Origin of the sequence: Rugamonas sp. (genome assembly GCF_025354735.1) — a bacterium.
Classification (GTDB): domain Bacteria; phylum Pseudomonadota; class Gammaproteobacteria; order Burkholderiales; family Burkholderiaceae_D; genus Rugamonas.
The window spans coordinates 80,948-105,053 of the sequence record NZ_JANXMI010000134.1; the positions used below are offsets into that span (position 1 = coordinate 80,948).

General features: G+C 56.0%; 21 protein-coding genes. 7 read left to right on the forward strand and 14 right to left on the reverse strand.

Features of this window, described 5'->3' with window-relative positions; all coding sequences use genetic code 11:
- The first annotated feature begins 111 nt into the window (after positions 1-111).
- Positions 112-2,541, forward strand: a complete 2,430-nt coding sequence (locus Q0S71_RS11220) for a heavy metal translocating P-type ATPase (RefSeq protein WP_295995037.1) — start codon at positions 112-114, stop codon at positions 2,539-2,541.
- A complete protein-coding gene (locus Q0S71_RS11225) occupies positions 2,534-3,937 on the forward strand; it encodes a hypothetical protein (RefSeq protein ID WP_295995039.1) in 1,404 nt (467 codons plus the stop codon). The genes Q0S71_RS11220 and Q0S71_RS11225 overlap by 8 nt, the downstream gene beginning before the upstream one ends.
- Positions 3,938-4,103: 166 nt before the next feature.
- Here the strand turns inward: Q0S71_RS11225 and Q0S71_RS11230 are convergent, their stop codons facing one another.
- From Q0S71_RS11230 to Q0S71_RS11255, 6 genes are all read right to left on the reverse strand, one after another.
- A complete protein-coding gene (locus Q0S71_RS11230) occupies positions 4,104-4,628 on the reverse strand; it encodes a glycine zipper 2TM domain-containing protein (RefSeq protein WP_295995042.1) in 525 nt (174 codons plus the stop codon).
- A 291-nt stretch (positions 4,629-4,919) separates the two neighbouring features.
- Positions 4,920-5,882, reverse strand: a complete 963-nt coding sequence (gene dmeF, locus Q0S71_RS11235) for a CDF family Co(II)/Ni(II) efflux transporter DmeF (RefSeq protein ID WP_295995045.1) — start codon at positions 5,880-5,882, stop codon at positions 4,920-4,922.
- A gap of 1 nt (position 5,883) precedes the next feature.
- The gene (locus Q0S71_RS11240; protein ID WP_295995048.1) at positions 5,884-6,087 is read right to left on the reverse strand and encodes a DUF1289 domain-containing protein; all 204 of its coding nucleotides are present in this window, start codon (positions 6,085-6,087) and stop codon (positions 5,884-5,886) included.
- Between the two features lie 9 nt (positions 6,088-6,096).
- Positions 6,097-6,372: a metal/formaldehyde-sensitive transcriptional repressor gene (locus tag Q0S71_RS11245; RefSeq protein WP_295995051.1), complete on the reverse strand. Its 276-nt coding sequence runs from the start codon at positions 6,370-6,372 to the stop codon at positions 6,097-6,099.
- Positions 6,373-6,746: 374 nt separating this feature from the next.
- A complete protein-coding gene (locus Q0S71_RS11250; protein ID WP_295995054.1) occupies positions 6,747-7,136 on the reverse strand; it encodes a hypothetical protein in 390 nt (129 codons plus the stop codon).
- A gap of 12 nt (positions 7,137-7,148) precedes the next feature.
- Entirely contained in the window at positions 7,149-7,934 is a 786-nt protein-coding gene (locus tag Q0S71_RS11255; RefSeq protein ID WP_295995056.1) for an endonuclease NucS domain-containing protein, read from the reverse strand.
- A gap of 140 nt (positions 7,935-8,074) precedes the next feature.
- Here Q0S71_RS11255 and Q0S71_RS11260 point away from each other — a divergent pair, with 140 nt between their 5' ends.
- The gene (locus Q0S71_RS11260) at positions 8,075-9,091 is read left to right on the forward strand and encodes a toll/interleukin-1 receptor domain-containing protein (RefSeq protein WP_295995091.1); all 1,017 of its coding nucleotides are present in this window, start codon (positions 8,075-8,077) and stop codon (positions 9,089-9,091) included.
- Between the two features lie 1,025 nt (positions 9,092-10,116).
- Here Q0S71_RS11260 and Q0S71_RS11265 read toward each other — a convergent pair.
- From Q0S71_RS11265 to Q0S71_RS11285, 5 genes are all read right to left on the reverse strand, one after another.
- On the reverse strand, positions 10,117-10,641 hold the full coding sequence (locus Q0S71_RS11265; protein WP_295995094.1) for a hypothetical protein: 525 nt from the start codon (positions 10,639-10,641) through the stop codon (positions 10,117-10,119).
- 9 nt (positions 10,642-10,650) lie between these two features.
- Entirely contained in the window at positions 10,651-11,733 is a 1,083-nt protein-coding gene (locus Q0S71_RS11270) for an XRE family transcriptional regulator (protein WP_295995098.1), read from the reverse strand.
- A 202-nt stretch (positions 11,734-11,935) separates the two neighbouring features.
- Positions 11,936-12,247: an efflux RND transporter permease subunit gene (locus Q0S71_RS11275; RefSeq protein ID WP_295995101.1), complete on the reverse strand. Its 312-nt coding sequence runs from the start codon at positions 12,245-12,247 to the stop codon at positions 11,936-11,938.
- A gap of 44 nt (positions 12,248-12,291) precedes the next feature.
- The gene (locus tag Q0S71_RS11280) at positions 12,292-13,242 is read right to left on the reverse strand and encodes a sce7725 family protein (protein WP_295995104.1); all 951 of its coding nucleotides are present in this window, start codon (positions 13,240-13,242) and stop codon (positions 12,292-12,294) included.
- 46 nt (positions 13,243-13,288) lie between these two features.
- Positions 13,289-14,164 (reverse strand): sce7726 family protein, encoded by an 876-nt coding sequence (locus Q0S71_RS11285; RefSeq protein ID WP_295995107.1) that lies wholly within the window; start codon positions 14,162-14,164, stop codon positions 13,289-13,291.
- A 415-nt stretch (positions 14,165-14,579) separates the two neighbouring features.
- Between Q0S71_RS11285 and Q0S71_RS11290 the strand changes: the two genes are divergently transcribed.
- The 3 genes from Q0S71_RS11290 (at position 14,580) to Q0S71_RS11300 (ending at position 18,035) form a co-directional block, all read left to right on the forward strand.
- Positions 14,580-15,773 carry a dsDNA nuclease domain-containing protein gene (locus Q0S71_RS11290; protein WP_295995110.1) on the forward strand — a complete coding sequence of 398 codons (1,194 nt, stop codon included), beginning with the start codon at positions 14,580-14,582 and terminating at the stop codon, positions 15,771-15,773.
- Positions 15,770-17,581, forward strand: coding sequence for a hypothetical protein (locus Q0S71_RS11295; RefSeq protein ID WP_295995113.1), 1,812 nt, complete (start codon positions 15,770-15,772; stop codon positions 17,579-17,581). Before Q0S71_RS11290 ends, Q0S71_RS11295 begins: the two co-directional genes overlap by 4 nt.
- 85 nt (positions 17,582-17,666) lie before the next feature.
- Positions 17,667-18,035 (forward strand): hypothetical protein, encoded by a 369-nt coding sequence (locus Q0S71_RS11300; protein WP_295995116.1) that lies wholly within the window; start codon positions 17,667-17,669, stop codon positions 18,033-18,035.
- A 276-nt stretch (positions 18,036-18,311) separates the two neighbouring features.
- Here the strand turns inward: Q0S71_RS11300 and Q0S71_RS11305 are convergent, their stop codons facing one another.
- Both Q0S71_RS11305 and Q0S71_RS11310 read right to left on the reverse strand, forming a co-directional pair.
- A complete protein-coding gene (locus Q0S71_RS11305; protein ID WP_295995118.1) occupies positions 18,312-19,436 on the reverse strand; it encodes a Fic family protein in 1,125 nt (374 codons plus the stop codon).
- A gap of 2,221 nt (positions 19,437-21,657) precedes the next feature.
- Positions 21,658-22,116, reverse strand: coding sequence for a hypothetical protein (locus tag Q0S71_RS11310; protein ID WP_295995119.1), 459 nt, complete (start codon positions 22,114-22,116; stop codon positions 21,658-21,660).
- A 291-nt stretch (positions 22,117-22,407) separates the two neighbouring features.
- On the opposite strand from Q0S71_RS11310, the gene Q0S71_RS11315 reads away from it, so the two are divergent.
- Entirely contained in the window at positions 22,408-22,932 is a 525-nt protein-coding gene (locus Q0S71_RS11315; RefSeq protein WP_295995121.1) for an HAD domain-containing protein, read from the forward strand.
- 268 nt (positions 22,933-23,200) lie between these two features.
- On the opposite strand, the gene Q0S71_RS11320 is transcribed toward Q0S71_RS11315, so the two are convergent.
- Complete coding sequence (locus Q0S71_RS11320) at positions 23,201-23,965, reverse strand: hypothetical protein (RefSeq protein WP_295995125.1); 765 nt, start codon at positions 23,963-23,965, stop codon at positions 23,201-23,203.
- Positions 23,966-24,106 lie beyond the last annotated feature (141 nt).

Below are 24,106 nucleotides of genomic sequence, written 5' to 3' on the forward strand. Positions count from 1 at the left end.
GTTGCGGCGGGTCCCGCACATGTCTGCTGCTGAGCAAGCGGCGCGCTGCTGTAGGCAGGTAGTGTTTAAGATACAGATACGGTTGGGTTCACAATCTCTGACGGAGGCTACATGAGCGGTAACGAGACAGGGCAGCACGAGCACGGCCATAGGCATGCCGCCATTGATGTTACCGGCGCAACCGGCCCGGCGTCGACTGTCGACAAGCCATTCACCGACCCTGTCTGTGGCATGAAGGTAGGTGCGGATAGAGAACGAGAAATTTCGTACAAGCAGGTGGTCTATCATTTTTGCAGCGCGAAGTGTATGGCAAGGTTCAACACCACTCCTGAGGCCTTTCTCACCAAAGAAAATGCCGAAAGACCGACGGCTGCGCCAGCGCAAGACGGAGCCGTTTACACGTGTCCGATGCATCCAGAGATTCGGCAGCCCACACCTGGTAGCTGTCCGATTTGCGGAATGGCGCTCGAACCAGTCATGCCTAGCCTGGACGATGAGGAAAATCCTGAACTCGTTGATTTTCGCCACCGGTTTTGGTGGACCCTCCCGCTTACCGCACTCGTATTCGCCTTAGCGATGTTCGGCCACATGATTTTTCAGGGCGGATTGGCTGGCCAGAACTGGATTGAATTTGCGTTGAGCACGCCGGTGGTACTTTGGGCGGGTTGGCCGTTCTTCGAACGATGGGCGCAGTCGCTGGTTCGTATGAGCCCCAACATGTGGACACTAATAGGCACGGGGGTAATCGCTGCTTACGGATACAGCGTACTCGCAACGCTTGCTCCCGGGCTGTTTCCGCCAACCTTCGCTGCTCACGGTAGCATTGACGTCTACTTTGAGGCCGCTGCCGTCATAGTTTCGCTAACCCTCTTGGGGCAGATACTTGAGTTGCGCGCGCGCTCCCAGACATCCGCGGCCATCAAGTCGCTGCTCGGGCTTTCGCCGAAGAACGCACGCCGTATTCGCGAGGACGGCACTGAAGAAGATATTCCGCTCACTGACGTGCATGTTGGCGATGCGCTACGCGTCCGTCCAGGTGAGAAAGTTCCAGTTGACGGCGTTGTCGCCGAAGGCGAGAGCTCGCTGGACGAATCGATGCTGACTGGCGAACCGTTGCCGGTTACTAAGCGTGCCGGCGACCGGTTGATTGGTGCGACCATCAATACGAGCGGCAGTCTTATCATGCGCGCCGAGAAAATCGGCAGCGACACCATGTTGTCGCAAATCGTGCAGATGGTCGCGCAGGCACAACGCTCGCGTGCGCCAATGCAGCGCTTGGCCGACAGCGTCGCTGGCTACTTTGTAGCCGTGGTGGTGGTCATAGCGTTGCTCACGTTTGTCGTTTGGGGTGTGTATGGCCCAGAGCCAAGCTGGGTATTCGGTTTCGTCAATGCTGTTGCTGTGCTCATCATCGCTTGTCCATGTGCGTTGGGATTAGCCACTCCTATGTCAATTATGGCCGCCACTGGACGTGCGGCAACTATGGGCGTCCTGTTCCGCGACGCCGCTGCGATTGAAGACTTGAAGAAAGTCGATACGCTTATTGTCGATAAAACGGGGACGCTCACGGAAGGTAAGCCATCCTTTAATAGCGTGGTGGCAGCTGAGGGTTTCAAAGACGAGGATGTCTTGCAGATTGCCGCTAGCATTGACCAAGGTAGTGAGCACCCATTGGCGCACGCCATCGTCAGCGAGGCGCACAAGAGGAAGTTGGTATTGACCAAACCCGACTCCTTCGAATCTGCCAGCGGAATCGGCGTTCGTGGAGCTCTGAGCGGCGAAAAAATCGCTCTCGGAAATACCGCTCTCATGGACGCTGAGGGCGTTGATTGGAAGCCGCTTGCGGATGCGGCCGAGAGCCTGCGAGCAGATGGGGCGAGCGTCATGTACCTCGCCTCTCAAAGTCGCTTGGTTGGCCTGATAGCGGTGTCTGACCCCATCAAGGCAAGCACCCAAGAGGCCTTGCAGGGTCTCCGCGCTGATGGCCTCAACGTCATCATGGCTACTGGTGACGGCGTGACGACTGCGAAAGCGATTGCCGCTAAACTAGGTATCGAGGAGTATTATGGCGAGGTCAAACCTCAGGAAAAACTTGCCTTGGTTGAAAAGCTGCAGAAACTGGGCAAGATTGTAGCAATGGCCGGTGACGGTATTAACGACGCCCCCGCGCTGGCCAAGGCCAACGTGGGCATAGCTATGGGTACTGGAACGGACGTCGCCATCAATAGCGCGCACATTACCTTGGTCAAGGGTGACCTTCGTGGGATAGCGCAGGCGCGGTTAATTTCTGTCGATACCGTCCGCAACATGTGGCAGAACCTGGGCTTCGCGTTTGTCTATAACGCGCTCGGGATTCCCTTGGCCGCAGGCGTGCTGTATCCGTTCACAGGCCAGCTACTCTCGCCAATGATAGCTGCACTGGCCATGAGCTTGAGCTCCGTCTCAGTTATTACAAACGCGCTTCGGTTGCGTGGACACGTCAAGGTATCGAAGCCCGACTACGAGCTCGACGCAGCAGCACAGAAAGCTGAAAATGGTTGAGACGAAAAATTCTGACTTGAAGGACTTATCGCCTATCAGCGCGGAAGCCTTGCTTCCCGCCGAGATGCTTAACGACAGCTGCTTTTGCAGTAGCCTGGACAAGGACGCTTTGCTACAAGCGCTTTCTGACGACTTCGACTCGGCCGCGCTTTACGACTTGGTCGAGTCGCGGTGCCCGTTTTTGTTTTCGTCTCGGCCTATCTTTGTTTCGAACAGCCAAAGTGAACGCATAGAGCGTGTCATTGAGGCGATTGAGTCCGTGATTGCTCTTCCGGCGTACCGCGCAAAGGTCTTGGCTGGTGCGCCTGAAATAGCTCAGTACGATGCCGGCGGTGCGAAGGGCGTTTTCTATGGGTACGATTTCCACCTTCGGGGCGACACTCTAGCGCTCATTGAAATTAACACCAATGCGGGCGGGGCTATGCTGAACGCCGCTATGGCAAAGGCCCATCGTTCCTGCTGTTTGAGCGCACCAGCATTAGCTGCTGCCATTGCCTCAGGGGCAGCGCTCGAGGACAGCATCTTCAAAATGTTCGAGGCGGAGTGGGCATCTTCGATGCATCAACGCCCCCTTCGAACGGTCGCCATCGTGGACGAGGCTCCAGAGCAGCAGTATCTTTATCCCGAGTTCATTTTGTTTCAGCGCCTGTTCGAAAAATTTGGCGTGCGTGCTGTCATCGCTTCGCCATCGGAGTTGACCTTCAGTGCCGGTGTACTGCGTTACGATAAGCTGGCAATCGACCTCGTCTACAACCGGCTCACCGATTTTATGCTGGCGGCGCCCGACTGCACGGCACTCCGTTCTGCCTACCTTGAGCGCGCAGTGGTACTCACGCCTCACCCGCAGGCTCATGCACTGTATGCAAACAAGCGCAATTTGGCGTTGCTTTCGGATGACCTGCAGTTAGAAGAGATGGGCGTGCCAAGCGATGTGCGGAAAGTCCTGGTGGAAAACATCCCACATACTGAGCTGGTCGACGTGGCGAACGCAGAGCGCCTTTGGGCCAACCGCCGCAAGCTGTTCTTCAAGCCGTTGGCTGGTTACGGCGGCAAGGCCGCATATCGGGGTGAGAAGGTCACGAAACGTGTGTGGGAGGATATCCTCGCCGGCTCGTACATCGCTCAAGCGCTAGTTCCACCAGGGGAGCGCGTCAATGGTACCAAGGCGAACCCGGTGCCGCTTAAGTTCGACTTGCGCTGCTACGTTTACGATGGCCACATACAGTGGACCGCTGCACGCGTGTACCAAGGGCAGACTACTAATTTCCGTACGCCGGGCGGTGGCTTCGCGCCGGTTTATAACCTCGACGATGCAAGCACCGCTACGGAAATTAATGCTCTGTCGTCTGCATCCGGTTCAAAGGGAGATTGCTGTTCAGGTGCGTGTTCGATGTAAGCTTGAGCAAGTGCGCTTCTTTCGGGAATTTCCCAAAGCGTGACTATTCGGCATGGCCTGGATTCGCGAGCATCATCGTGCTGGTGGTGATGATGCTCTTCCTCATGCTCGCGGTGTCGCCGGTGCCAACCTTGGTCCCGGTGCTCTCGTTAGCCTAAGCGACGTTTCACTGGCCAGCGGGCTCGTTACGCTTTGCGATTTCGTTGCCGACATAGCCGCCGCCGACCGCGCCAGCAATTGCTGCGAGCGTCCTGCCATTGCCGCCGCCAACATGACTACCCACCAAGCCACCGACAAGAGCACCAATTCCTATGCCAAGTGGGCTGTTTTGGGCAACAGGCGCAGGCTGCTGGTATGACGGAGCTGGACGGTAGTCGTGGGCTTGCTCGGCTTGACCCAATTGTGGGCGGTCGCCGTCATAAGAGGTCTGGATATGACGAGGATACTCATGGTGAACAACAGTCTTGTAACGAACTACTTCGCGTACCACTGGAGCAGGTGTCGACTGTTGTGACAGTTGAGCGCTTCCGGTACTCGCCATTTCCGTCGCCGGATTTGCTGCCGCAGCGCCATGTGAACTTGGCAGAAGTCCCGCAATCGCGGCGGCCCCGACCAAGCTGACCACTGTCAGCGAAACAGCTGCGGCAGCCATCAATGGGTTGATGCGATTCGAGGTAGCGGTGGTTTCCATTTTCATTCTCCGGTATGGCGCTGATATCGCGCTGATAGACCAATAACGCTCGTGGTCCTAAATGGGATGTACGAAAGATGTTTCCCGGGTAAGCAGACGTAACACGAACAAAAAATTGGCTTAATTCATCCTCCGCCTCCGCCCTAGGCTTTACCAACCTAGCGTAGTAGAGGAGGCAAACGATATGCCGTGGAGGACGTCTGTGGATGGCGCCTTGCAGTCGCCCCTGAAAACCATGGAAGAGTGAAGGAAATTTATGCCCGCATTTAGGGAGCCGCTGTTCGTAGGGTGCTATCGATGATGGATTTCGATGGTCGTGTGAACTACTTCTTCATGTACCGTTATTTGCTCTCGCAGCGTCTTAGCGGTCAAGGTCCGGTCGGTTGTCACAACGCTGAGTGCGCAAGAGTACAGCCCCTTACCGACCCGCCAGACGTGGAGGTCGACAACCTTCGTTTCATGCCCTTCGCGGCCTACCTCAACTGCCTCTCGAATTTCCTCCACGACCGGGTGGTCCATCTCTCTGTCGAGAAGCACTTTGCCAGTTTGAACGATGAGACTTTTTGCCCATACCGCGACCACGACCGCACCGACAATACCCATGACTGGGTCGAGCCAACTCCAACCGTAAATCCAACCGCCTGCCAGCGCGAAGATGGCCAACACCGACGTCGCGGCATCTGCAATGACGTGAACGTAAGCAGACTTCAAATTGAGGTCGTGGTGGTGCTCGTGATGGCCGTGCTTCTCATCGTGTTGTCCGTCGTGAGCATGATGCTCATGACCGTGGTCATGTGCACCACCCAATATCGCAACGCAAATCACGTTGACTATTAGGCCGACAATGGCAATCGTGATGGCTTCCTGGTAGTGAATCGGCTGAGGAGAGAGAATGCGTTCCAACGAGCCGAATATCATCAAAGCGGCTATCCCCAACAGGAATATGGCGCTGGTATAACCTGCCAAAATCTCAATCTTCCAAGTGCCAAAAGCGAACCGTGAATCCCTGGCGTACTTGCGAGACGCAGCGTACGCAACTGCGCTGAGTCCAATGGCCAGAGCGTGAGAGCTCATGTGCCAACCATCTGCCAGCAGCGCCATCGAATTGAACCAGTAGCCCGCACCTATCTCCACGACCATCATGGTTAGAGTAATCCACGTAACGGCGCGTGCACCTCGTTCTGCGGCTTGATTCCCGGTCTCGAACACATGCTCGTGCGACCATGCCGCCAAATCTTTTAGTTGCCCTGCCATTTCATGCCTCTTTTGTTTCGATTGATTGTGGGATAGGACGCACCTTGGACTTTCGGCGTTTCGCGTCGTTCAGTATCTGGTGTCGTTTGAAATCGGTCATCTTTTTCCACTGCCTCGATTCGTCGAGCGTGCGTAGACACCCCACGCAAAAGCCAGTCGGACAGTCAAAGATGCAAACGTCAATGCAAGGTGATTTTGCTGCCATCTCATGCGCCTACTTTAGGTATGTGCGAACGACGTCGAGAAGCTCTTCGGCTCCATGTTTTCGGTCGGCGTCACTTAGTAAAGGGCTGGCGACATGCTCAAGGATGTGGTCTTCGATGACTTCGCCCATCAGGCCATTGATGGCGCCTCGTGTGGCGGCAATGAGGTGCAGAATCGCAGAGCATTCGCCTTCGCTTTCGAGTGCCCGTTCAATGGCGTCTACTTGCCCTCGAAGTCGACGAACGCGGTTCAGCAGCTTGGTTTTTTGTTTGGCGGTATGACCCATGTATGTGCTGTTAAAAATAGGGTAGGTGGGTATAGTATCACGAGGGAGGCTTGGGTCAGATTCAATCACCGCCTTTCCTAGCTCGCAGCACGCATGGCAGCAATTTAAACGCCAATTCTGGGGCCCTGAACGGCTACTCCGGCCGTCCAAGGCCTACGCTCAAGCGTACGTGCTGCGTCAGCGGCTACATGAATCAAGGGTATTCCGTAACTGGTCCCTAACAAGAACGTCATCCACAGCTTCGATGAGCCTTCCTTTTAAAGATGGGAGGACTGCGCCGAGCGGCAAGATGCCTTCGGAAAAAGCCTTCCCAGGCATCGGGGCCGCCGCCGGTTGGCGGCCCCAACTATTTTTCATAAATGGTATAAATCGTTTTATTGGGCCTGGCTAGATTGGTAATGAGCGGCGCCGCGCATGTTCTCGTGCTCGGGTAGGTCGAGCGTGCGCTGTGGGTCCTGCTGTTGCATGTCGAGGCCGTTCTTGAGAATGGCCTGCACGCTTTTCCAGCTGACCGCGCTGTGCTTGAGGACGTGCGCGGAGGCCGTCTCCAGCCGGCCGCTGCCGTACTTCTGCCCCAATGACAGCACGCCAAAGCAACTGCGGAACGCCTGGTGCTGCCGCCGATGCAGAAGCCGTTCCACCAGCAGCGCGCCAGTGGAATGCGTGTCCAATTTGCGCTGGACTATGTGTACAGTTTGCCGTGGAATGGGTGTCCAGTTTGGCGCGGAAAACGCACCTTTTCTTCCGCGGTCATTGCTGGTCATAGAACAGCTTTGCTAAATCGTCGCTTCTTCAACTGCAAACTGGACCCGGTAGGTCATCCGCTTCAGACCAGGAATCGCCGTGGCCGCGTATCGCACAGGTTCTGGAAATCCGCTTGCAACTAAGATGGCCCTTGGAAGTTTTCCATCTTGTTTTGCATACCATCCCATGTATCGGGCGATTTGGCCAATTGATGAATCTTTGGCCTCACCTGCTTTTAATTCTATGATGACCATCCGCCCGTCGCTGTCACGTGCGAGCAGGTCTACGCGGCCGACATCGCTCGATTCTTGGCGTGATACCAGCGTTAACCCGGGTTCGAGCACTTCCAGATGATTGAGAATCTGGTCCTCAAGGTCGCGCTCAAGACTAAGGCTGCTTTCGACGTATTCCGTCAGCGCTTCGGGGGTCGACTCGCCGACTACCGCTGCGGCTAGTTCGCCCGCGTCAACTGAGTCATCGAGCGTGAAAACCGTGTGCTTGGCTTTGAAGTCTGGGGAGGCGCGGCGGCCAGCATCTAGCCAGAATCGTGCGTGCGGCTGACTCGACGCTTTATTTGCCCACCAAGCACCGTACTGCTTTGCCGAGTTCGGCAGCCCGCCCTCAACAATCGAATCCAGTTCAGCAAAAGAGAGCGTAATCCGTGGCGCTTTGCTTGATTGCAGGTGCGCAGTAAGCCGGGAGTATCGCGACATGTTGACCCTTGATATTTGCACTAAGTTATTATCAACAGCATAGCGGTTGTGCTCTTCGGTTGACAATACGAAACTGGTGGCTCTTTCATGGACCGTCTCTGACATCGTATGTAGCCAATCACTAACTTGATAATCGACCGTGGCGTGATAGGAGGGCACACTTCGCAGAATTGGAGAAGTGGCTGCCCAAACCTCACAATTGCCTGCGATAATGAACAGCACAACTCCACAAGGAAAATTGCGCTATGGCAAAACTTTTCTTCTCTTATTGCCATGCCGACGAGGCATTGCGCGACCGCCTCGAAGTACACCTTTCCCTGCTGAAGAACCAAGGGCAGATTTCGACCTGGCATGACCGGGGCATTGTTGCGGGCTCCAATGTGGACGTGGCCATTGATGAAAATTTGGAAAGTGCTGACGTCATCCTTTTGCTCGTGAGCGCAGACTTCATCGCATCTCGTTACTGTTACTCCATCGAAATGAAACGAGCCCTTGAGCGAGACGCTGACGGTACCGCACGTGTAATCCCGGTGATTCTTGAGCCATGCGATTGGCATACCGCTCCGTTCGGCAAGCTGCTCGCTGTTCCCAAAGACGGCAAGGCTGTCACGACTTGGGCGAACCAGGCGGAAGCCTGGACTGATGTCGCGCGTCAGATTCGCAAGGCTATCGAGGACTTGGGACTCGTGCAGTCGGTAGCGCAGCCTACGACAGGTGGAGTGCCGTCGGGGTGGGGCATGGCTCAACCTGCCACCAAGCTGGGCCAGGCCACCCCGGTTGATGCTGGTGGCATGCACCTGGGTCAAGAACAGCCGAGGTCAAGCAATTTACGGTTGAAGAAGGAATTCACCGACTACGACCGCGATAAATTTCTGCACGACTCGTTTGACTATATGACTAAGTTTTTCGATGCGTCCTTGGACGAGCTAGCTGCTCGCAACCATGGCATCCAAGTGCGTTTTCAGCGCCTGGACGCACAGCGCTTCTCCGCTGTAGCGTACCGAGAAGGCAAGTCGGTCGCCGAGTGCTCAGTGCGGGTCGGTGGCCTCGGCGGCCGGTCTCCGTCGCTATCCTTTTCTTATGATGCGAACGCATCCGCGAACACGTCGAACGAGTTCATGTCGGTCGAGTCCGATACGCAATGTATGTTCTTCGAACCGATGGGTATGCAATCCCGGGGCGGGCAGCAGAATTCTGGGCTCTCAGAGCAGGGCGCCGCCGAATACTTTTGGGGATTGTTCATTGACCGCTTGCAGCGATAAGCAGGCTTATCCGCCGGAACTGACTGCAGCTTTGATTTTTTCCCCTCACGCGCGCCCCATCGTAGCTCCTTTGTAAAGAATGCACATGAAAATCGTTCGGTTTCTAATGGGTCTTCTGCTCCTGGTCTCAATGGGAGCGTGGGCGCAAAATCCTCAGCTCCAAGAAAACTTCAGGAGCTGCGATGGCGGCTATATGGGTTGCAATCAGTCGCTGTTGACTCCGGCCCAACAGGAGCAAGTACAGCGGTCGGCGCTCCGAAGAAATTTCGTCGCTTGCGATGGTGGTTACACTGGCTGCGTTGATTCTCTGCTGTCAGAGGCTCAGAAGGAACAAGTTCGAAAGTCAGCGCTACTGCGAAACTTTGCCAGCTGTGATGGCGGGTACTCAGGCTGCAACCAAGCACTGCTTACGCAGGCGCAGCAAGCCCCAGGTGGATGCCGCCGCACTGGCGCGAAACTTTAAGAATTGCGATGGGGGGTACTCCGGTTGTAACGTCGGCCTTCTGACTGCCGAGCAGCGTGCAGTCGTCGAGCAATCCGCAGGTCGTCGCAATGCTTACAATTGCGCACACGGATTTAGCGGCTGCGTGCCGAACGCGGTCTCCGCCAGTGCGCCGCGGGCTAATACGCTGCCTAAATCGGCAGCTGTACGGCGGGAGCCGGCAGCCGTGTCGCCGAGCAGCTCTCTTGGACAACCGTCAGCCAACAGCCTTGCCGCGTACGACCGTACGACGGAAACCGTAGCAACTCCTGCCACTCTGGTAGTAGCTCCAGCGGTTGCAGGCTGCGCTGAAAACGGCTCCTGCTACGGCGATATCAGTGCGGCGACTGGACGGGCCAAAACTACTCACGTCAACGGCTACACGCGTAGCGATGGGACCTACGTTCGTGGGCACTATCGTAGCAAGTAGGCGACACCACTACGCAGTAAGACGGCGTATGCAGAGCGCCTCACCCACGCGGACGGCAGATACGCAGGCTGCTGTTATGAATGCAGGCACGCCGGAAGTTCTCGGCTTAACGAACTATGGAATGAAACCCAACCACACCTGCGTACGCACTTCAGCGAGGAACTTGGTGTAGTGTTGAGGTCCCAGCTGCGCCAGTTTTCCGCGCGAAGTGTTTGCGCTCACGAGCAGCTCTTCTAAGGACACGAGATGGTCGAGCCATCCCGGCAGTTTGCAAAATGCAATTGCGCCTTTGTCGGCCGTGCTGACGACTTTGAAATTCCCGAGCGGCAGCTCATGAGCATTCAGATAGGCGAACAAGTTAAGTTCTCCCGGGTCGAGGACAGCCACGGTCGGGTAGTCGCGAAGGAGCTTGTTCCTGTCCTGCCGGGTGACCGGGTATGGCGGCATAGCCAGGCCGCCTAGCAATTCAGTACGGTCCATCAGGACATGGCCCCGCCGACTTGTGTCTCCTGTCATTGCCTCCGTTATTACTTCGTCAACGGTCTCAAGCTTATGGCCTTTTGATAACTCAGTCCAAACTCCAATTTTGAAGCATTCAATGATGACGTTCGTATCCAGGAAAACTCGTTGAGGGGCCATCGTCCGCGCCTACAGTTCGAAAGGAGCCGCCAAATCGTACGCCTCAAAAAGTTCTGTCAATTCGAATAGCGGCAGACCCAGAGTCTTTGCCGCCTTGCGCGCGGAAAGCCGCCCTTTGTCCAGTGCCACGTGAAGTTTCTCCACGAACCGGGCTGAGAAGAGCTTAGGTACCTCTTGTGTATCCTGACTTCTTTCCTTCGCAAGTGCCAGTCGGGTGGGCTCATCAATTCGCCCAAGATTTACCAATCGCCAACCGAGAGCGTAGGTTGTGACCTGCAGCTGCTCCGCAACGTTGGCCAGATGCTTAACGTCCATTGCGCGTGCAGGGTCAATGAAGTGGTCGAGCGAGCCACTGGGCATAAGCAGGGCACTCGCGAAATTGTTTGCCAGTTGCTCAACGCGCTTGAGCTTTGAACGGTGCTCGACAGCATTCGATTCACGACGACTTGGGGGCATTGCCTCCCACGTTAAGGCATGAAACAGCTCGTGAGCTAAGTCAAAATTACGCCTAAATGCGCTCTCGCGCCGATTGACCAAAATCACACTAAAAGCGTTCACTTGGCAAGCAGCTCCAGAGATAGCATGCGGTTGCAAGCCTGGCGCTGTGTCCACAAAGAGGACCGGAATGCCAAGTTTTAACTCAAGGCACTCCGGCAAAGTAGCTGCTGGCACCGTGCCGAGCTTAAGCAAGCTTGCGAGAGCCTCACCAAAGCTTTGTGCCTGTTCGAAACTGCTACTCTCGCTGAGTCGAAGGCTGAGTAAGCCGAGGTCTGGCGCCTTGTCTTGGTCCTGCAGGTGGAGCCAACGGAACATCCCTACCCACCCGTTAGCGGTCGCCTCGAACTGGTCGAGTTCTTCCTTTGGTAAATCATCGCTCGCGCGCCAAGAGTAGTGAGCCTCAGCGACTACGTTGAATGGGTCGAGAAAGAACTCCAATTCTTGATTGAGCGCATCACTCAACTCGAGTAATTCGTCAGTCTTGAGCGCACGTTTACCGTTCTCGATATCCGAGATGGTCTGCCGGTCATTGAAGCCCAGCGTGGCCGCCAGGGCATCTTGCGTAATGCCCAGCAAATCACGAGCGTGTTTCACTCGAGGGCCGACATGGAAGGAGGTAGCGCTAGTCATTTGATGGCAAGGCTCTGTGGGTGAGGTTACTTGCGTATAGGTACATGCAGTATATTCTTGCGAAATGCCTTTTGCAAGGCGAGTGCGATTGTAACACGCCCCCAAGCTAGTGGTTTTTTCTGCGACGGTGACTTTAATATTGCCTGCAAGAGAACATTTCACATCTCTAAGCCCGCGTCAGCCTGCCAAGCTTCCAGTTCTCGAGCACCTTCACCGCAGGTATGACGAACAGGGGCAGTAGCGGTGCCGTAATCATTCGGCCGACCATCGGCGCTGCGATGCGAGCAATTGCTTCGGACCCGGCGCCGTCCCCGAACAGCATAGGTAGCAGCCCCGCCAAGATGACCGCGACGGTCATCGCCTTGGGGCGGACCCTAAGCAATGCGCCTTCACGCATCGCTTCTAGTATCAGCTCCCGCGTCAGTGGCAGGCCGGCGGCGAGACGTGCGTCCAGCGCGTTACGCAGGTACACGAGCATGGCCGCCGACGAAACGAAGTGCTCCTCGCACCTGCAGTGTGCCTTCACTGACCCGTCATGAGGTAGTCGTGAACGCGCGCGATGTGATGTTGAATCTGACGCTCTTTATTTTTCGGCAAGCCGGGGAAGTGCGAATCATTGTGGTTCTGAAGATAATCGTTAAGAGCCGCGTTTGCACCGAACTCAGCTGGCCGGCCGTGGTACTCGGCCGCGAATTTTGCTATGGCTTGTAAAAATTTCTCGCCCGTGGTGCCGACTCCCATGTCCGTGTCGTCGGAAACGAAGTGCTGGACCCACAAGTTGCCGTCGGTCCCGCTCCTGTATGTGATGTGGACAGCCACTGCAGCGGGCTGCCCGCCACCCAACTGCACTTCTGAACCAGTGATGGTGTAGTCGCCGAAGCCCGCTCCATGCTCAGCGAACGAGATGTGCTTGTCGGTGAAGTGCTCCTCACCAGCATAGTCGGCATTCCGCGCCTGCTTGTTGAAGTGGTCATAGATATGTACCTTCTTCGCGTGGGGAAGCAACGCAATCTGCGAGCTCGGAACTTTCCCCTGAAGCGCAATGTGGTACGACACGTTCGGTACGGATGCAAGCGACTGAACAACCGCATCGGGAAGGCCAGAATTGTGATAGAGAAGCGCAACCTCGCGCTTGGCGTATTTTGTCAGGAATGTTGAAATCGCTACAGGTGTGACACCAGGGCGGCATAAAAATGCTGGGACGATAGTAGGATGGGCGGCAAGCGCCGCATCTACAGGGCCCGCCCAGGCCGCCCCCGGTCCACCTTTCAGCTCGCCCTGCGAAGGGTTGGTGATGATAATGGCTTTTTGCGCTCGCTCGCCCATCTCTTCGATGGATTTAATGAGTGCTGCTGGTTTTGCGACGATTGGTTCAATGACTGGCGTCACCAGCCCGGAGGACAGGAAGTTTTTACTACTGCTGCGGATAGCAAGCAACTCTGACGCACGGCCAAAAACGTATGGAAAGTACATTGACGGACTCCGGCTGGGTTAGCGACTCACCACCGGCTTCTCTTCTTTAATGGGGTAGCTGAACCGGCCTCGCCAGAGAATCTAATAACGAAGTGCGTTGACGTCCAGAGAGGGGCGTCGCATACCCTAAAGCGCGTAGAGACGATGGTAATCTGGAAACAAAGTCTACATGAGATTTGTCTGTAGTACGAGCTTTAAGGGCTTTAACAAATGCACTGTGGGCTTGCCCTGTGGTCAACTGCTTGAACAACATTTCACAATAGGCACCGATTAACCCATTGGGCATGGCAGGAACTGCGCCTATATGTGACTCGATAGCGCTAATGTATTCGTCTCGACGCATACACCGGAAGATGGTTCTGGGGTCCACGTTTTCGGCATTGGCACTCGCTTCACGATAGGGCGTCAATGCGCGTTTCTCCGAAAGGACGATTAGCCCGACGCGCGGGTCAAGCTCGCGTTCGTAACGTCCAATGTGAGCGGGGTGAGTAACGACGTACACCTTGTCAAAGGCCTTAAGGTAGTCGTTGGTCTGCGAGGAGAGCCGTCGAGCGGTATCGAACTCAGTTTTGATTTCATAGGCTGTCGTCGTACCATTCGCGACAACGACATCGGCGATTGAAGCGCCGACCCGCAACTCAACCTGGAAGCTTGCAGTACGGGGGCTGTGACGCTTGAAAACCAGCCTTGTGGCGAGCTCGTTCTTGTAGACGTACTCGTTACGGTACCTAGAGGCCAAGAGGCTCCAGCCGCGTTCAAACAAGTCGTCCAGGCGAAGCCCTGCGACATCATCGCCCACCTGACCATGCGCGAGCAGAAGGTCTGTCACCGCCCGCGCGTCTCCCGTTCTGGCCAGCTGAGTAAGCATTGGCCTCGTGTAGGCCCGGGAGAGCAGGCGGAGAGAGTCGAGCGTCGTGGTCATGTTCGATTGCGGTTTAACGGATATATCGTATAGCCATCAGGTACCCGCTTTCGAGCGACCAAATGGAAACAGGGCATTTTACCAGCATGCCTCTTCGCGTTGCGGCGTTGGATAACCCGACGCATACCCGCATCAGACAAGGCGGCCCCCACCAGACTACTATTAATCACCTGCCTATGGCACAATGATTTGCATACGACAACAATCTGTCCAGGATGCTTTTTCGGTTTTCATCGAAAGCCGGTCACACAGCAACCGGACTTTGCCGCCGCTAAACCCAAAAAACGACAATATCGACTACATGATTACGGCGCCAACTGAACCTCCTCTCCAGCAAGTCGCATCGGACCTGTTCCGAGACTTCAAAGGGGATGAAGTCGGGGGAAGGCATGCTATCCGTGGATTCAGCTTTTAGGTGTGGCATGCGGTACTGGAAGCGCTCCGTGCCCACCGGACCGGCGACGACTACGCAGTCGTACTTGAGTGGCAGCAGGACGTCGCCGTCCTGGACTCATCCGTAGCCCCGACCGGGGTTCGCTTCGTGCAGCTCAAGAAGCACGAGGTATCGACTCATTGGAAGCTCAATCACCTCATTGCCTCCCCCAAGGGGAAGGACGATGATGCGCAAGCAGAGGCAGATGAACCCGATGACTCCGGAGCTAGCGGAGTCCCGACGGCGCCGCTCCCTGAGCCAGTCAAGAGCGGGAAAGGAGCGAAGGTGAAGGCAGCCAAAAAGCCGAAGCCGTCAATTCTGGCCAAGCTATACGCTCATCGGCGCCGATTTAAATCATTAGGGAAATCTCGCCTGGAGTTCGCCTCCGACGCCCAGTTTGAAATGCCAGATGGGACTGGCGCCAGCCCGTTGCGCAGCAGTGTTGAGCTTTCTGCCGCCGATTCTGCCGTCCAACAGGCCATCGAAGCAAAGCTGAGAGAGCAGCTGGGCCTTGACCCGGCCGAAGCAGTGGACTTTTCGGACTTCGCTCTCGTGGTGAGCGACTGCCCGGTGAACGAACCACACAAGTACCTCGCCGGTGAACTCGCACAGATGCAGCTCGACTCTGAGCTTAATCTCAGCGGCAAGGCCACTATTCTCGCGGTCCTCATCATCGCTTCTTACGTGTATCTCAGGGCCGGTAGTACTCGCTACGCCAAAAATTTCCCTGAGTTGTTAGGCCGCGCAGTCACGCGGAGCGACATCGACCTCTATCTGGCTGCTGCCGACGAAGAAACGGTCTCAGCACGGGACCTCGTGGAAGAGGTTATCCAAAGGCTGAACATCGAGGCGGCACCATTCTCGCTGGTCAAAAATATGAAGAAGCACGTAGTACGTGCGTGTATGGAAATCACGAACCGTGCCGGCCCAGTGCCGGTCGTAACGGCGTACCTTAAAGCGCTATACGAATTGAATTCGGAGTACGACTCTCTACCGCGGGTTACCGATATCTTCTCCGCTTGGTTCGAGGACTTCCAGCAGTTGCAGTTAAGCGAAGCTCGCCCTTACAGCCGCGAGTACATTTACTGTCTAATGTCCATGATTACTCAAAATGCAAACCCCACAAAACAACTACCATCTGTTCCGGCTGGTCCGCAACCTGAGGACTCGGAATGAGGCAAACCGTCACCTATCACGAGCTCTGGCTGGTATCCGAAAGGGACGAGAGCGCCCGATTCCTGACGTTCAATCCGCGCAAGAACCTGCTGGCGGGAACGAATGAAACGGGCAAATCTCGCATCCTAAAGCACCTCGTTTGGGCGCTCGGCGGCGAGCCATCCACGCGCATCGCTGGGAACTGGGACGTCAATATCGCGGCAAGCGTCGGCCTAAGCATCGGGCAGAAGCGATTCACGTTCCTGCGTTCGGGGCGTGACGAGCGCGCGGTCTTTGACGCAGAAGGCAAGCTCATCCTGGCTACGGAAAGCGCTCAAACTTGGGCGCGCTTTTTTGCTGACACTTTCGAGTTCCCTTTGAAGCTGCAGCGCCATCAGGAGGGTGCGTTTGCCTTGGCAGGGCCTGAGTATGCCCTGCTGCCGTTCTACATTGACCAGGAGGGCGGCTGGGCAAGGAAATGGGGAAACTTCATGCGGCTGACCCAGTTTGCGCGGTGGGAGCCAGTCGTTTTCGAATCCTTCCTCGGCTTGCGGCCGCAGCGCTACTTTGATGCTCAGCTCACGCGTGACGAACTTGTCTTCAAGCTGCGCGAACTGCGTCTGCAAGCCAAGGTGCAGGCGACCGCCTATCAGCACGTCAAAGCAATGCTGCCCGCGTCTGATGCGACGCTCGACGAAAGCGTGTTCGCCAAAGAGCTGCAGCAGGTTGCCAGCCAGGTCGAGGCCTTGGTCGACGACGAGAACCAGGTCCGCGACGATTTATTCGCAATCGCCCAGGAACGGCAGGAGCTGACTGGCCAATTGCAACTGGCGGCCCGGGCTGAGCAAGACTTGGTGGAGGACTTGGCGTACCTGTCCAACTATTCCGATGACGAGCAGTTGAACTGTCCAACGTGCGGTCAGGCGCACGGCTTGTCCTTCCGCGCGAAAGTTGAACTCGCCTCGGACGCGAACGACGCACATCAACTGTTCTTGAGTGTACGCAGTCAGCTGGACAAGTTGAGTAAGCGCGAGGAGGGCTTGCGCGGCAAGCTCACTAGCGTCACCAAACAAATGGAGCGCCTGCGCGTTTCGACGGAGCGGAAGCCAGGGCAGGGCGGTATCGCCGAAATCGTTGCCGCGAAAAGCTTGGCCACCATTGAAGAGGCATACGGGCAGACCCGCCAGCAACTTTCGGACTCCATTGACGAACTCGATGAAAGCCGAACCGAGCTCCAAGCTGAACTGGACGCGTTGACGGATGCTGAGCGAGTGAAAGAGGTACGAGCCTTTTATAAGGCCGCAGTGAAATCGTGCGCTGACCGTCTCGGCATCGACAAGGCGGAAATTGCTTCTGTCAAAATTGGAGCGCGGCCGGCGATGGGGGCTGGTAGCTCCGGCCCACGAGTCTACTTAGCAATGCACATGGCAATGCTGGAGACCAATGCAAAGTACGGCAGCGGGCCGCGCTTCCCCTTCATTGTCGACACCCCTCGTCAGCAAGGATTAGATGACCCGAACACAGGAAGGCTCCTCAGCGCCGTCTACAACCATGCGCAAGCAGAGCAGATTTTCATTGCGAATGAATCCGTGCCGGCCGACTGGACACCCCCGCAAGACTGCACTGTTCAAACCTTCACGGAAAAGCGCCACTTCCTGCGTGAAGACGAATATCGCGCTGGAGTTGAGCAGTTAGCGCCCTTGGTGGAAGCAATGCGTGACGCAATTGCGGCCGAGCGCGAAAGCGCTGCGGAGATAGACGCGGAGAGCGAAGTTATTGAACCGGCGGTCCAAGATGACGCCCGTGACCCTGACGAAGATGACGACTGATACATCCTTTGATGAACGGGGGAATAACAACCCAATTACCAGGCCAAGGTGCGGTCTGACCAACGGCCCATAGAGAAGGAAAGTCGTGGCAGGATTCGAAGAAGTACGTCCATTCGACTGCATGTGGACGCCGCTCAGGGCGCGCCTCGAGCTGAGGCAGATGTTCGAGCGCTGGTTGCCGCGGTCGCGTTACCTCCGTGCCACCGTCGGACCGGACGAAACGGTCGACGAGCTGCGCATCCTCGACTTATGCCAGCACTACCGATTGGAGTATCCGGGCGGCGCAGAGGACGTTGCCAGCATCTGGGACGAATCCGAGCAGCGCTTGGCAGACGGCGGCCCGACATTCGCCGACCTCGCTGGTTTGGGCTGGGTGTTCTTCGACGGCGGGCGCTGGCTTACCTGCGCTGCGAAATTCTTGAACCTCCCGATTATGAAACAAGTGGATATATAGCGACCTATCGTGCTGACCACCGGGAAGTCGCGGTAGTTTTCCTTGTTGCGGACCTTAAGGCTTAGGACAGTCGGGTAGTGGAGGTGGCCGGTCCGAACAATTTGGTCGGCCGCACAAACGCCCAGTGCAAGCTACTTCCCATACGCTTTGCCACCTCGACATATCGTGAGGAGCTATACGCGTTTGCATTCCCAGGGCATCGCTAAGCGTCTCCCAGCTGAGCCATCTACTTATGAGCGCCGACCCATGCGTCAGCGGTCCCGGCTTGAACTTTGGTCACTGCGAAGGGGTTAGTAATTTGAAGCGCGTCAAGGATTTTTCGAACGCATTGCAGGCTTTCATTTCAGCAATCACTTTATCGATATCCTCGTAGTCAAACGCACTTGTCCACTTGTGTATCTTTTGCATTGCGTCCAAGAAGGGGACAGGATTGCCTTCGCGTGTCAGTACGCGCAGGCAATCGAGGTACTCCTCCCGAAACAAGGTTGGGATAATAATCCGGCAGCTGCCCACAACTGATAACTCCGCGTTCATCACGAGTCGCGCCAGCCGGCCATTTCCATCGCTGAACGGATGGACTTCGGAAACAAGAAACATCGCAAACAGTGCTCGTGCGATACCTGGAGGCACAGTGGGGAGGAGTTGTGAGCCTTCCGTCAGCGTTCCTCGAACAAGGCGCGGCGCCACAAACTCAGTATTCCCCGCCCGGTTCGCTGTCGCTTTGAATTCCCCTGGCCCCACCTCGGGTCGCTCCCTCATCTGGTCGGCATGTCGCTCTTGCAATTGCGTGAGGATAGAGCGTCCGGAGCTCAACGTCTGGTTGGCCCAACCTTGGTTTAGCGCCTGACGGAAGACACCGAGAATGTCATGCGAGTCTTTTGGCCTTTCTGTGATTGGCTTGCCTTCCAAGACAAAACCTTTTGCTTCCGCAACTTCGAATTCCGTGCCTTCAATGAAGTTGCTGAAATAGGACTCGAGGAACGCGAAGTGCGTTCGGCCTTGCTCCGTTTTTACGACGCTGGGTGGTTGAGGCAAAGGAATGGAGCGGAGGTGCTGAGCAAGTTTCTCAAAAAGGGCTAACCTGTTGGCGTCGTAAGGAATCGTGGCCACCATTGCCTTGCCGGCGACGGTGGACATCTCCGATTTTCTTGTGCCCAGAATTCCTCCGATGAGCCCGTCAAGGATAGCGAACTCGCGCTCCAACTTCAGTGTCGGCGCCAGAGCCCTTGCGCTGTCGCGCAGAGCGACAAGTTGCTCCTCACCACGAGCTTCGCAGATTTCAATTAGGCGCTGCTCAACGGCAGCTCGGCCTACAGACTTCTGGACCTTTCCCCGAGAAACTGTGAGGTTTTCCAGAAGGACGCGTGCGCCGGAAGGGAAATAGAGCTGACGACCCATCATGGGCATATCTCCCGGCGCCGACGCCGACCCATCTAGTAATTGCACAGCCAACCCCGGCAATTGCACACGCTTTGTGTACGTGTATGTGAGATAGATAACTCCGTCGCTCGGCGCTCCCCCTGAAAAGGCGCTCCGTGGACCGATAACTGCATCTGGGTATAGAGCCGCGAGTACTCGTATCCGCTCGCGCGCGATTAGGGCAGGCCAAGACTCTTCAGGGAGGGAGGTGAGAATACCGGTGGCGACCCGTTTTAGCTCGCCGCTTTTTTGCCGCCGTTGAGCGGCTCGGATGTCCGATGGTGTCAGCTCTGCATAGAGCACTAGCGTGTCGTCCGTTGTCGTATTTTTTTGGCGTTGGGGCATCTTGGCACCACTCCTGGCGTGATTTTTTAGTTTTAAGCCTATTATCGTCGTGTTTTTTCTCTTGCTCTCAAGGCGGCCACCGCTCCCCTTGTCGCATTTTTTCAAGGTCAGGAACTTACGAAACGATATCTGTCGCGAAAATTGTATCAGAAATTCTATTTTGTCGCAGATTTTTAATTAACTTACATTGTCCAAAGTACGTAGGTGCAATCCATGAGACATGTCGCCAGCGCTGCCAATAGGCTGGTTGTGTTGCTTAGAGTGCATGGGAGCATCGAAGTGTACTTTGAAGCCGCGCCGTCATTGTCTCGCTGACGCTGCTGGGCAGATACGTCGATGATGCAAAAAATACCAACAGGCGGCCGGGAACACATTCGACGGAAACCATGCCGTTTTATCGAACCCACTTCGACGATGCTTGGCATTCAACGTTGGGACGGCAAGCTCTCCAATCATACTTTTAGTACGTCCTTAGCAAAATGAACGATTTGACGAACTTACCAGTTTAAAGTTTTGCCCAGAAATTGGTAAAATTTAAGATAAGATTGCATGTATGGAAACTGCACTTTTTACTAATAGGATTGTCCCTGTCGGTGTTTTTCAACGCTTGCGGGAGTCGCCGGATGACCGTGCGACTTGCCCTGTCTGCGGAGAAGACGTTTTTTTGTCTGCGGCTAATAGCGTCGTTAAGACGGCAAGTTTTAACCACTTGCCGCGCGGCGACGAGGAGGAGCGATGCCCGCTGTCCTATCCTTATCATCCATCGTATAGTTGGCTTCAGAACGTCGACCTGGAAGTAGTTCAGCTCCGAGCAGATAGGCTTAAATCCTAGTTCTATGAACCGGAAAACTTAAAACGTGCATTCACGTTCTTAACGACACTCACAGGTAAAGGTGCGGTGAATAGCTCTGTATTCGCGCTGCTTTTACGAAAGGCCGACCAGTTCGGCATCTGGAAGTACGCCGGTCTGCCAGTCTGGGCAGTACCATACATCATGCTGACTTTTACCGACTTCGTAGTTCGTCGTCCTGCAAAGCCAGCGTATGTGATTCGTTTTATTATTGACAAGCCTGCGCGGTCAAAATTGAATACGACATGGCTGCACCCAGGCCAGTGCTCCCTTGCTAAGTACTTCGTTAACGGCGGAAAGGCGACGAAGCTGTTCGGAGCTGGAAAAAGCCAGGTGCGACCTACATCAACAGCGGCGTCAACGTTCCCCGCTATCCCTAATCCACTTCCGTTCAGCGAGCCAGAGTTTCTGAGACTTACCGCTGACACTTCGTGGATTTCAAGTGGATTGAAAAACCTACTTGCGGAGATGGCGATGGTAGCCTCTGTCGAGGGCGCCTGCCCGGCAGATGGGACGGCCACACTTGCGGTAGCGCCTACGAGGGAAATCGCACGGCAAAAGCAGGAGGGTGAGCATATTTCGAAACAGCGCGGGCCGGCGAGTTCAGTTGCCGAGTTGAAGCAACACGCCCCCGTAGGTGACTACCTTGTGCGAGATGTCACAGCGGTGCCAACGGCAGAGAGGGGTTTAGCGGCTCCGGCGGCATCGCAGCGCGTAGTCGTGGAGCGTAAAGTGCCGGTGGGCTATCAGCTTGAAACGTCAGCATCGCAGCCGTTAGATACGTCAACGGCATCGGCACATCCAATGAAACAAGTCGCTGACGCTGCCCCTCGCCTTTCTTCAAACAGGGATTCGCATGACGGGAGGATACCAGCGCCTAGCGTCGGCGGCATTCGTCACGGCGATGCCCGGCCTAGCTCGTCAAGGAAAGGCCCGTCTCGGAATGTTAAGTATGAGACAGTAGAACCAAACCGCGTGCGCGGATTGTGGGCTTGGTTGAAGCGATTGTTATGCTAGCGCGCAACGCACGGCGTGGAAAGCAGGAGGCCCAATGATAGTTGCCCTCTTGTGGAACAGGCGCTCGTCCGTAGTGTGGGATTGCCGCATCGACGTCGTCTGTTGCTGGGGCCAGCGTCGGTAGTGCTCGCAAAGTGCGCTGTACCCGTAGCCGTCCGGTTGCTCGGCCTTGTACTCCTGCCACAGAAGTTCCAGCGTCACGCCTTTGCGCCCCAGTTCGTTGTGCAAAGTCGGCCCAGCGGGCGCCAACCGCTGCACCGACGACGGCTCGCTGGGCGGGAACAGCAAGCGCTTCAGGAAGGCGTCGTCGCAATCGGGTGGCAACGGCGAGAACAGGCCGGCCAGCTTGGCCCGGGCCTCGTGGTTGGAGGCGGTGGGGGGAGACGTTGATGACGCGGGCGATTTCCCGCTTGGAGCGGCCGTGTTCGAAATGCAGCCGCAGGACTTCACGGATTTTGCGCATGGATAACCTTTTATTGGTCAAGCAGCCCTCCGGATGAAATCCGGCAGGTTGCCACAGTTATCCCGTTTGCCATTGGCCCTACTCAGGCCGCTGCAAACAGTCCAGTTTGCAGTGGAATGCGTGTCCAGTTTGGCGCGGAAAACGCACCCTCGTCTCCAACTATGGGCAAACTCAGCATATCTAAGCGCTCTATCCATCTCCCCCACAACACTTATGGTCGAGAACCCTAGACCGCGGTAAACGACTGCCGGACGCGTAAACGCTACAATGTGGCCAAGATGCAGACAATCGTATTTCTCGATTTTGATGATGTACTGGCAGTCCACCCGGAGCACACGTCACAGCATGTGGTCGCGGCCCTCAGGTCAGGCAGTCCCGACCAATTTGCTGAGCTATGGGCTAACGTGTTTCACGAGGCCGCTTGCAAAAACCTGAGGGCTCTCTATGATGAGTTCACACCGCATTTCGTCATCAGCTCGTCCTGGGCAACTTACCTATCGCGCGGAGAGGTCGGTGACGTACTCGTTCGTGGCGGCCTAGATTTTGTCGCTGCCGCACTGCATTCCGACTGGCGAAGCGCCACGGATGTGGGTTCGTTCCGCGCGACCGAAATCAACTCCTGGCTAAAACGCCAAGGCGGCCCGCAAGGGTTTGCCTACGTAATTTTGGACGATACGGCTAGCGGTCATACGCTGTACGGAACGCTTCTCAAGGCCCAAACCGTGTTCTGCGATGAGTGGCAGGGCTTTTTGGACATTCGCCTTGCGGAAGCACAGAAAATTCTGCGCCACCAACTGTCGTGAAACGATAGTACCGGTGTGGCCCTACCCCTGCGGGGAGTCGGGCTCAATTGACGATTGTGGGGCCGTCCACTTTGCCAGGTCAGCTGCACGGCGAATCACCCAGCGCATCTCGGCGTCAGAGCCCCAGCCAGTTTTTAGCAGGCGCTTTAGGTACTGGTCGAGTATTTCGCTTTCGGTCATGTGCGCCCGTTTTCCGCTCTTGCTGTCGAGTGACGCCTGGCAGAACTGTCGCGCCAGGTCCTCGCAAACATCCCATCTTTCCCAAATTTCAGGAGGCGTACACCCCGGTGAGTAGAACCGGTTGTTGTACGCAACCATCAACAGTTTGGGCTGCGCGCCTGGAACTGCTCCCAGGTGCTTGGGACGTGGAAAGTCTGCCGGGACCTGGGCATATCGCGCATCTTCGTCTGCTGCAAGTTTGTTGCTCATAGAAAACCCCTAGTGACTGCGATTGACTAAGACCCTTCGACTCCGGAAGCAGGGCTAGCCCTTTAACCAAACGGCCTAAACGCTCTGCAAAGCCAGCCGCGCAGATGAGCACTTCCTGCACTCGACCTTCGGCGAGTGCCTGTAGCGGAGTCATTCCTAGCGATAACGATTCGCTGATGAAAAAGAAGTATTTGCCTGGGCCCGGTAAACGGGGAAGAACTTTCGAAACTCTGCCGAGAGCGCGTCTGTCGTACGAGCTCTCGGCAAAAAATGAAGGGAAGTAACCGCCCCCGGACGGCGCCTGCAGCGAGAACACGCGTCCGGCCTTGAGCGCGTTGTTTACCCAGCGGCGGTTGCCTCCAACACGCGTTACCAACTCGTCCTGGGTGATTAGTTCACCGCGCTCGATACGGGACAGTAATGTGGCTTCCGAGGCGCGGTGCATTTCTGCCATGAACCTTTCGCCATCGCGAATCGACTTTTCCGTCACCATCGGTGCCGGCGGCCGGCTGCGCGCCTCGCGAAGAATTTTCTCAACCATAAGCTCCTCGGCCACTGCCTTGGCAACATCTCCTGGTGGCAGGTTGCTGAGGTCTATCGGCAATGTAATCGTCAGCTATTTCGGCATGCTATTTGCTCTTCATCTCATTCAAGTCTCTTCCGTCACAGAAGTTGCGCTGTCGGCGCCGGCGTTAGAAAAGGCAGCAGGCGACGCAACAGAGTGCGTCTCCGTACGCGCTCAAAC